This is a genomic window from Candidatus Poribacteria bacterium (genome assembly GCA_016866785.1).
In the GTDB taxonomy this organism is placed as follows: domain Bacteria; phylum Poribacteria; class WGA-4E.
Genome location: VGLH01000149.1, coordinates 1 through 8,831, shown reverse-complemented (window position 1 = coordinate 8,831; position 8,831 = coordinate 1). Strand labels below are relative to the sequence as shown.

The following is an 8,831-nucleotide window of genomic DNA, read 5'->3' as shown; positions in this document are numbered from 1 at the left end:
CCGCACGACGGTCTCGCCGTCGTCTTCGATCAGGGGACGATTGTAGATGTACGGCGGCTCCAGCGTTGCGCGTTGCGCCTCTGTCAGTTCCTGCGTCCACTCCGGGAACGACGTCTCGTAGAATCCGCCGGCGAAGTGGAGGTACTTCGGCGAATAGCGCACGAGCAGCGAGCGGCGCTCCCGGTCGGACGTCCACGGCAGCGTCCCATGCAGTGTCGCCTCGTTGAAGATCACCATGTCTCCCGCGTTGCACGGGATATCGCGCACGATGTCCTGATCCTCCTCCCAGCGGCGAATCCCGTCTGGACAACGGAAGTTGGCTTTGTGGCTTCCGGGTATAACGCAGAGCCCGCCGTCACCGGCTCGGACCTCGTGCAGTTGGTACTGGAACACGACCATTCCGCATCGCATCTGGCCGTTCGCGTACGTGTAGTACTGCGATCCGTCGAAGTGGTGCGCCGTCGAGCCGTGGATCACTAATCCCTCTGCGCCGCGCGTGCCTGTCAAGATGAAAGGAGCGTGGTCGATCCGCCATCCCCGACCATGGATCGCATTGAGGTACGGAATCGCCTTCCGATGCGCGAGCAGATCACGGAACGGCTGGCTCCAAGGCTGGTCCCACGTCAGCATCCCCGTGAAGATGCCTCGCTTGTGCGTGCCCGCCAGCGTGGTGGAACCAGCGGTCACGGAGTTGCCGTCCTCGCCGATCCGATGCGCGTTGGCGTCCACCGACCGGTTCAGCGCGTCCACTTCCTCCGGCGAGAGGAACTCTCGCACGACCAGATAGCCCTGGAGATCGAACAGGAACTTCTCACGATCTGTCACGTGGCTTGCCCTCCTACGTCACCCAGTGCCTGTGCGGCGTCAACGCCGCCGCGCTACCCGTACCAACTCTCCTCGTCCGCGATCCGATACGCGAACTCCACTCGATCCAGCGTCGTATCCGGCTGAACCGTGTGCGCCGTGCAGAAGACGAAGCCGCCGCCCGGCTTCATCGTGCCGAAGATCGATCGTACTTCGGCTTCGAGCTCCTTCATGGTCCCGCGAGGCAGCGTGTGACGGATGTCCAGCCCACCGTACAGAGCCAGCCTGCCCCGGAACTCGTTCTTGAATCTGGACAGGCTCATACCAGCGGATTGCTGAACAGGATGGACGCATTGAACACCCATCTGGACGCACCCCTCCAGCACGTCGTGGAAGTAACCATCGCAGTGCAGCGAGACGAAGCCTCCTGCTTTCCGCGCCGCCTGCACCGTCAGCAGCTCGGTTGGGTAGATCAGCTCCCACCAGACCTTGGGGCTCATCATCAGGCGATGGTTCTCCCCCCAGTCATCAGAAATGTGGACGATGTCCACTCCGATGTCGAGGACGTTACTCGCGTAGACGGCTGCCCATCTCGCGACCTTTTCATACAACTGGCGGCACTTGTCCGGCTCCATAGCGAGCAGCAGGAGAGAGCGTTCGATCCCCAACACGCCGTTGCTGGTCTCGAACACGCCCGGTGTCTGGCAAAAGATCGCCCGTCCCTTCTCGACGCGATGGTACGCCACGTCGCGCCGGATGCTGTCGTAGATCGCTGAATCGTTCGGATCGGTGAGCTCGGCGTCGAGCGCGTCGTCGATCCCGCTGACACCGCGAGGCCACATGCCCTTTGACGGGAACGTCTGGAACGCGTCGATGTCCAGTGCGTCGTAGAAGGCATTGAGGCTGCCGTGCTTCTCGACGCAGACGCGTTGCATGTCGTCCCGAAACATCCAGATATACCGCGGCACGCGATCCGGTTCCTCATGACGGAACGCCGCAGCGACGCGCTCCAGTCCCAGCAAGGTCGATCCTTCCCTGAGTGATGCGGCTCGGCGGGCCCGGACGACGCAAGACTAGCTCAGGTTCGGGGTTGTTGGAAGCAGGTTCCAACGCTATCGATAGTGTGTAGAGCACGGCTCCGAGCTCGATACGCACGACTCGATGGGGAGGGCGTCGGATGCGGACGATGACGGCTCGCGAGCGGTTCCATGCGACGCTCGCCTACTCGCCAGTCGACCGCTTTCCATTGTGGGACGAGGGCATCCGCGACGACGTCCGCGAAGCCTGGTCTGCGCAGGGATTTCCCCGATCCGAAGCGCTGTCCGACCATTTCACCTACGACCGCCGCGAGGACGTGTCGATCGACCTCCATGCTCGACCGCCGTTCAACGACCCGCGCGACGAGCCCGAGGTGTTCGTTCGTCTGCGCAGCCACTACCAACCCGATGCGTCTCGCATCCCAGCCGATTGGAGCGACCGCGTCATCCGATGGGCAGACCGAGACTGGACGCTCGGGATGAGCGTGTGGCGCGGGCTGTTCCAGTCGCTGGGCGTGGGGGAGTGGTCGTCGCTGAAGCGCACGCTGCTCGCCCTGGCGGACGTGCCCTCCGTCATGGCGCGCACGCTGGCGGCAATCGCCGATTGCACAGCGCAGACGATCGAGCGGTGTCTGGAGGGCGTCGTGCTCGACTACGCCGTGTTCGACGAGCCCATCGCCGGGGCATACGGGTCTGTCATCTCTCCCAGCTACTTCCGTCGGTTCTGTCAGCCCTACTACCGACGGCTTGTGGATATGCTCGAGACTCGCGGCGTACAGTGGTTCATCGTCCGAACCTACGGCAACCCAGTTCGGCTGCTGCCGTCATGGATCGACTGCGGGATCAACGTGTTCTGGTGCACCGAGGGTGGTCACGCAGGCGTGGACTACTCCGAGCTGCGGGCGACGTATGGCAGGAAACTCCGGCTGATCGGCGGCATCGACATCCGGTCGGTCCGGCGCGGCGGTAGAACCGCACGCTCTGCCATCGAGCGAAGCGTGCCTCCACTGCTGGCGGACGGTGGGTACATTCCGCTAGCGGATGGTCGACTTCGCCCGGACGTTCCATGGAAATCCTACCGCGACTACCGAACCGAGTTAGAGAAGCTCGCCTTCCAACGAAGCAACGGAGCCCGTTGACCATGAGCGAATCGGACCGGCTTTCATCGAGGGAACGGATACTTCGGGCAATACGCTGCGAACCCGTCGATCGCGTCCCGGTCACGCCGTTCGGTTGGGGACACCTGCGGCTCGACGACACCTTCACGCAGGAGTTCATCCGCTGCACCGACCCGTTCCTCACCGTCGGCGTGGGCGGGAACGTGTTCAGCGGAAGCCGGTTCGGAGAGTTCGTCGCGTCCCGGCAGGAAGGTCGTGACACCGTCACGGAGATCGACACGCCCAAAGGGAAGCTCGAACGGGTCTACCGACGCACGGACATCACCGGCTACACGGTGAAGTTCCCGTGCGAGGTCGCTGACGATGTGGACGCCTACCTCAGCGTCCCGTTCACCGCCTCGGAACCCGATGGCTCCCACTTCCACGCCATGCGAGAACGGTACGAAGACGCCGGACTCGTCATTGCCGGCATCCCAAACGCAGTGTGCCTTCCTGCCGAGGTGATGTCACCGGAGTCGTTCTGCCTCATGTGGGCAGACGAGCCGGCACGGTTCCGCGACATTGTGGACAAGTGCCAGGAGCGGCTTATCGAGTACGTCGAGAGCGCCTGCCGCGCCGGAGTCGACGTGTTTCGGATCGTCGGAGCCGAGTACGTCACGGAACAGCTCGGACCCGTTGCGTTTGAAGCCCTGTGTCTGAGTCAGGACGCCGATCTCGTGTCCCTGATCCATCGGCACGGAGGCATCGCCTACTACCACTGCCATGGCGACGTTCAGCAGTACCTACGGTACTTCGCAGAGGTCGGGATCGATGCGCTCGATCCCCTGGAGACGCCACCCTACGGCGATGCGGACCTGCGCGAGGCGCAGCGGATCGTCGCAGGCAGTTACTGCCTGGTAGGCGGGCTCGATGATATGGAGGTGTTCGAAGTACGGACCCGCGACAAGGTTCTCGAGATGGCTCGAGCAAGTCTGGAAGCCGCGGGGACGACCGGCTACTGTCTGGGCGGCTCGGCGTCCGGGACGTTCACACAGCGCGCCGCCGAGAACTTCATGGCGGCCGTGGAAGTCGCGCGGGAGTTCGGAGGAACCCTCGCTTAGCCCACGTGGGTTCGTCAGCCCGCTCCGTCGCCCTGGTGAGACGCACGGCAGACGGTGTGAATGCCGCCGCGCACGTTGTAGTCCGTCTCGACCATCATGCGCTTTGGATCGAGCAGCCTGACGAGATCGCGGAGGATCCTGTCCGTGACGTGCTCCTGGTAGATGCCGACATCACGGTAGGAGAGATAATAGTACTTGAGCGACTTGAGTTCCACGCATCGGTCTGACGGCACGTACGTCACGGTCACGCGAGCGATGTCGGGCAGCCCGGAGAATGGACAGACTGCCGTGAACTCGCGGGTCGTGCAGACGATCTCCTGCTCCACGCCCTGGTAGGGGAACGTCTCCAGAACGGCGGCGTCGATCGCATCCTCCGACCGAAACGGTAGAGCCTTGCCCTCAGCCTGCGGCACGTCGCTCCCTTCCCAGGCTAGTTGGACTTGAGGGAACCCCACGTCACCGCGGCAGCTCCGCGCGGCGACACTGCCCTCGGCTTGCCGCTTCCGCCATTCGGTACGTTGGTCCCATCCACTTCGACGTCGTCGAATGCCGCCTGGGCATCGGCGACCACGAGCCCTACCTTGCCGGACTTCAGCGGATCGGACGCCCGGATCGTGATCTCGAAGTCCTTGTTGACGGCGAATGTCACCAGCTCGGAATCGCCTTCGGTCGCAATCGAGGCGGTCAAGTCGTACGTAACGCCCTTCTCCAGAGGGTACGCCAGCGGGATGACCTGCCAGACGTCGCGTGTCACGCGAACGACCCAGACCTCGCCCGTGTCGAATGCCAACAGACAGAGGTACCGGTTCCCCTCGAACTCCTGATCGTAGAGCGACACGCCGACCCTCGGTTCGCCATCTCGCTCCTTGAGATCGACAGCACGAACGCGCACACGCAACGTGTAGTTGGACCAACGGCTGGCATCGGTGGACGACGGATCCAGGATCAGCAGGCTGTAGAGATTCGGCGCGAAGATGGTCCCGATCGCCTCGCCCTTCTTGCCATCCCACGACTCGACAGCTCGATCCAGGTTGTAGATACTCCAGTCCTTGATGCCAAGAGCGAAGTCGTCACGCCACGTGCCCGCGAACGCCCCGCCCGACAGCGCAGCGACGAGAACCGCAAACACGAGCACGCGCGGAATGGGGGACCACCACCTCATCGACGCGGCCGCCATGGGCCGAGCCCTCCTCTGCCACGACCCGCCGTACCAGGCCGCCATATCTAAAGAAGTCAATATAGAACGCCTGGCAAGCCGCTGGGCGCGTTGAGGCATCGGGCCCCAAGACGGAAAACGCCCTAGAGGCGCAGCGACGCCTGCACAGAGGTTCGCGATCCTGCCGATAACCCCACCTCGGTGATATCCGGTCGCTATCAGAGCCGGATTATTCCGATAATGCCCATTATGTCATATCGGAGGCGGCTATCGTCGGCTCCTGTGCCGAGCGCAACGCCCACATTGACGCCAGCGCCCTCGTGCCGACAGTGCCACACGTCAGAGCCGCTTACTTCCGAGTGTACCTCAACCACGCGTCGATCGACAAGGAACCGCTTGGCGAACGCTGATATCATGCCCGTGCTCTGACCTAGCCGCCTCGATGTGCGTCCGTGTCGGTACCTCGTCGTGAGTCGTTTCCCATGTCCCCAGCATCGTGATCAACACGGCGACGTCAACCCAGCCTCGCGGGCTGAGGGAAGTGCCGCGACGCACGACCATCCGACGGACATCATATCGGACAGCCGCACGATGCCTTCTGGTAATCCATTCATGGTTACATCCCCCGTCAGAAGCCTAGGATAACTGCCGATAATCGCGTCACTGTACTAGCAACGCAGCGACGACAGCGTTTATTGCCGATAACTGCCTCACTGTACTACAAGAGCCGTAGCGATGCCATGTCTACTGATAACCTTTTCACGGTACTAGACACGCCTCGGCAGTGCCATACATGCTGATAATATTTTCAGCGTACCGTTGACTTGCCCATCGCCGTCTGGCGCGGCTAACCTGTGCCATCGCCCCACCATGAATCGGATGTGGATCGCGGCATGAACATCTCGCCCACAGATCTCGTGCTCGAAATCGGCAGCGGCCACAACCCCAAGGTTCGCTCAGACGTGCTGTGCGACAAGCACCGGCTCGATGACACGGAGCGCGGCGGTTCCCTCAAGACCGACCGTCCCATCGTGATCGCAGACGGCGAGCGGCTTCCCTTCCGCGCCCAGGCGTTCGACTACGTCATCTGCTGCCACGTGCTGGAACACGCCGATGATCCAGATCGTTTCCTTAAAGAGATCATGCGCGTCGGACGTGCCGGCTACATCGAATCACCCTCCGAGATCGGCGAGATGCTCTACGGATGGCAGTACCACCACTGGCTGGTGGACGTGGCGGACGGTCGGCTCGTCTTGGCGCCCAAGCGGCAGGCATCTCCCTTTGGGGGATTGTTTCACACACTGGCAGCGCAAGATCGAGACTTCGCGCGTTGGCATGTGCGCTATCATCCTGTTCTGCTAAGGCAAATGGAATGGCGCGGCCGGATTGACTACACCATCCAAGACCAATCGACCATGGATCTGAACGACCCGGCCATCGTCGAGCGGCTGGTTGACTCTGTGCGGCTTGCGCCAGGGCCCGGGGTTCTAAACCGCGTGTGGAACCGCATGCCGGAGACGTGGCGTGCCGGAATCAAGTCCGTCTTGGCAAGGCAATGGCAGATCGCTCGTCGGCGTGTCATGCTGCGAGAGCTGGTCGTCTGTCCTTCCTGCCACAACGACTTGGTCTGGCTGCCGGACTCAGCCCGATGCGAATCAGAGGGTTTGAGGTTCGCGATCAACGACGGAGTGCCCATCATGCTGATGGATGGCTTGCCATCAGCGCTCTAGAAGTTTGACCGGACCGCGAGGATCGATCCAGCAGGACTCACAATGGACATAGAATCGAAGCGACTGCGCCGACTGCCACCGTACATGCTCGGAGGCCTCAAGCAACTGACGCTCCAGCGTCGGCGCGAAGGGCGAGATATCATCGACTTCGGCATGGGCAATCCTGACCAGCCCACTCCAGCACACATCGTCGACAAGCTGTGCGAGGCGGCTCAGGAAACGCGGAACCACCGCTACTCGCAGTCGAAGGGCGTGTACAACCTTCGACGCGAGCTCTCCTGGTACTACGCCCGGCGCTTCGGCGTCGAGATCGATCCGGAGACGGAAGCTGTCGCGGTCATCGGGACAAAGGAAGGTCTGTCGCACCTCGCGCTCGCGATCATCGACGAGGGCGATACGGCGCTCATCCCCGACCCGACCTACCCGATACACATGTACAGCGTCGTGATCGCCGGCGGCAGCGCGATCAGCCTGCCGCTGTACGAAGAGAACAACTTCGTGCCGAACCTGGCGGAGATCACGCAGGACATTCACCCGAAGCCGAAGGTGCTCCTGCTCAGCTTTCCGCACAACCCGACCGGTGCGGTCGTGGACTTGGCGTTCTTCGAGGAGATCGTGCAGTACGCCAAGCGTCAGGACATGATCGTGGTCCACGATCTGGCGTACGCCGACCTGGTGTTCGACGGCTACGAGGCTCCCAGCTTCCTGCAGGCGCGCGGCGCGCTCGACGTGGGCGTGGAGTTCATGTCGCTGTCGAAGTCGTACAACATGCCCGGCTGGCGCGTTGGGTTCGTCGCTGGGAACCACCGAGTGATCGACGCCCTGGCGCGCATTAAGAGCTACTACGACTACGGCATCTTCGCGCCGATCCAGGTCGCTGCCATCATGGCGCTCCGATCCGACGAGCACGTCGTCAAGGAGACCGTGGAGACGTACCGCCGCCGCCGCGATGTGCTCGTTGAGGGCCTGCGGCGTATGGGCTGGGAGGTTCCGCTGCCCAAGGCGACCATGTTCGTCTGGGCTCCGATACCTCCGAAGTTCCGCAGCATGGGATCGATGGAGTTCTCGCGTAAGCTGCTGGACGAAGCCGACGTGTGCGTCTCGCCCGGAATCGGCTTCGGCGCTCGAGGTGACGGCTACATCCGCTTCGCTTTGGTGGAGAACGAGGACCGGATTCGCCAAGCCATACGCCAGATGCGGCGCGCGCTGTCTTTGCCGAGCCCGGAACTGCCCATGAAACCGGTTCGCCCGTGATCGCGTCACCTGGGCAGACGGACATCACTTCGCGAAGGCACCAGAGAATGACAAGCGCCAAATGTTGGAGAACCGCCGCCGTTGTGTGCCTGCTGACGCTCGCCGCCGTCGCCGGCACCGCGGCGACCGTAGACGGCCACTACACGTTGAAGACGGTCGTCATCGACGCGGGGCACGGCGGCAAGGACCCCGGTGCGACGAATCGGTGGGGACTGCGAGAGAAGGACATCACTCTGGCGGTCTCGCTGAGGCTGCGCGACTACCTGCGCGAGAAGACCTCACTGAACCTAGTGATGACGCGCGACGGCGACACCTACCCGACGCTCCCGGAACGGGCGCAGATCGCGAACCGCTACGAGCCGCTCGAGAGCGTCTTCGTGAGCATCCACTGCAACGCATCGACGAACTCCGCTGCCAACGGCGCTGAGACCTACGTCTACGACAACGAAGCCAGCGACGCGAAGGCTCAACGGGTCGCCGCACGCGAGAACCAGGGCCAAGACTTCAGCCTGAGCTTCATCCTCAACGATCTGCGACATCGGGCGATGAAGCCGTACACGGACGCGCTCGCGGACAAGATCCAAGATAACCTGGTCAGTTCGGTCAAGGTCGTGGACCGGCGGGTTCAGCGC

The 8,831-nt window shown here is 62.8% G+C and carries 9 protein-coding genes; 5 read left to right on the top strand and 4 right to left on the bottom strand.

The annotated features are described in order from the left end of the window. Both FJZ36_16480 and FJZ36_16475 read right to left on the bottom strand, forming a co-directional pair. Positions 1–825 (bottom strand): phytanoyl-CoA dioxygenase family protein (locus tag FJZ36_16480; GenBank protein ID MBM3216496.1); only part of this gene is annotated, 825 nt, incomplete at its 3' end. A 53-nt stretch (positions 826–878) separates the two neighbouring features. Continuing rightward, positions 879–1,826, bottom strand: a complete 948-nt coding sequence (locus FJZ36_16475; protein MBM3216495.1) for a hypothetical protein — start codon at positions 1,824–1,826, stop codon at positions 879–881. Between the two features lie 155 nt (positions 1,827–1,981). On the opposite strand from FJZ36_16475, the gene FJZ36_16470 reads away from it, so the two are divergent. Both FJZ36_16470 and FJZ36_16465 read left to right on the top strand, forming a co-directional pair. Continuing rightward, on the top strand, positions 1,982–2,980 hold the full coding sequence (locus tag FJZ36_16470) for a hypothetical protein (GenBank protein MBM3216494.1): 999 nt from the start codon (positions 1,982–1,984) through the stop codon (positions 2,978–2,980). Further along, a complete protein-coding gene (locus tag FJZ36_16465) occupies positions 2,908–4,059 on the top strand; it encodes a hypothetical protein (protein ID MBM3216493.1) in 1,152 nt (383 codons plus the stop codon). Before FJZ36_16470 ends, FJZ36_16465 begins: the two co-directional genes overlap by 73 nt. A 14-nt stretch (positions 4,060–4,073) precedes the next feature. Here the strand turns inward: FJZ36_16465 and queF are convergent, their stop codons facing one another. Together queF and FJZ36_16455 are read right to left on the bottom strand one after the other, a co-directional pair. Next, positions 4,074–4,514, bottom strand: a complete 441-nt coding sequence (queF, locus tag FJZ36_16460) for an NADPH-dependent 7-cyano-7-deazaguanine reductase QueF (GenBank protein ID MBM3216492.1) — start codon at positions 4,512–4,514, stop codon at positions 4,074–4,076. Then, positions 4,490–5,221: a hypothetical protein gene (locus FJZ36_16455; GenBank protein ID MBM3216491.1), complete on the bottom strand. Its 732-nt coding sequence runs from the start codon at positions 5,219–5,221 to the stop codon at positions 4,490–4,492. Before FJZ36_16455 ends, queF begins: the two co-directional genes overlap by 25 nt. Before the next feature lie 887 nt (positions 5,222–6,108). On the opposite strand from FJZ36_16455, the gene FJZ36_16450 reads away from it, so the two are divergent. The 3 genes from FJZ36_16450 to FJZ36_16440 form a co-directional block, all read left to right on the top strand. After that, positions 6,109–6,945, top strand: coding sequence for a methyltransferase domain-containing protein (locus FJZ36_16450; protein ID MBM3216490.1), 837 nt, complete (start codon positions 6,109–6,111; stop codon positions 6,943–6,945). Between the two features lie 42 nt (positions 6,946–6,987). Further along, positions 6,988–8,199, top strand: coding sequence for an aminotransferase class I/II-fold pyridoxal phosphate-dependent enzyme (locus FJZ36_16445; protein ID MBM3216489.1), 1,212 nt, complete (start codon positions 6,988–6,990; stop codon positions 8,197–8,199). A gap of 47 nt (positions 8,200–8,246) precedes the next feature. After that, positions 8,247–8,831 (top strand): N-acetylmuramoyl-L-alanine amidase (locus FJZ36_16440; protein ID MBM3216488.1); only part of this gene is annotated, 585 nt, incomplete at its 3' end.

Bases quoted from the DNA above. Each gene is read 5' to 3' on its own strand.
- FJZ36_16445 (MBM3216489.1), top strand. From the start codon at position 6,988: ATGGACATAGAATCGAAGCGACTGCGCCGACTGCCACCGTACATGCTC.
- FJZ36_16465 (MBM3216493.1), top strand. From the start codon at position 2,908: ATGGAAATCCTACCGCGACTACCGAACCGAGTTAGAGAAGCTCGCCTT.
- FJZ36_16455 (MBM3216491.1), bottom strand. From the start codon at position 5,221: ATGAGGTGGTGGTCCCCCATTCCGCGCGTGCTCGTGTTTGCGGTTCTC.
- FJZ36_16470 (MBM3216494.1), top strand. From the start codon at position 1,982: ATGCGGACGATGACGGCTCGCGAGCGGTTCCATGCGACGCTCGCCTAC.
- FJZ36_16450 (MBM3216490.1), top strand. From the start codon at position 6,109: ATGAACATCTCGCCCACAGATCTCGTGCTCGAAATCGGCAGCGGCCAC.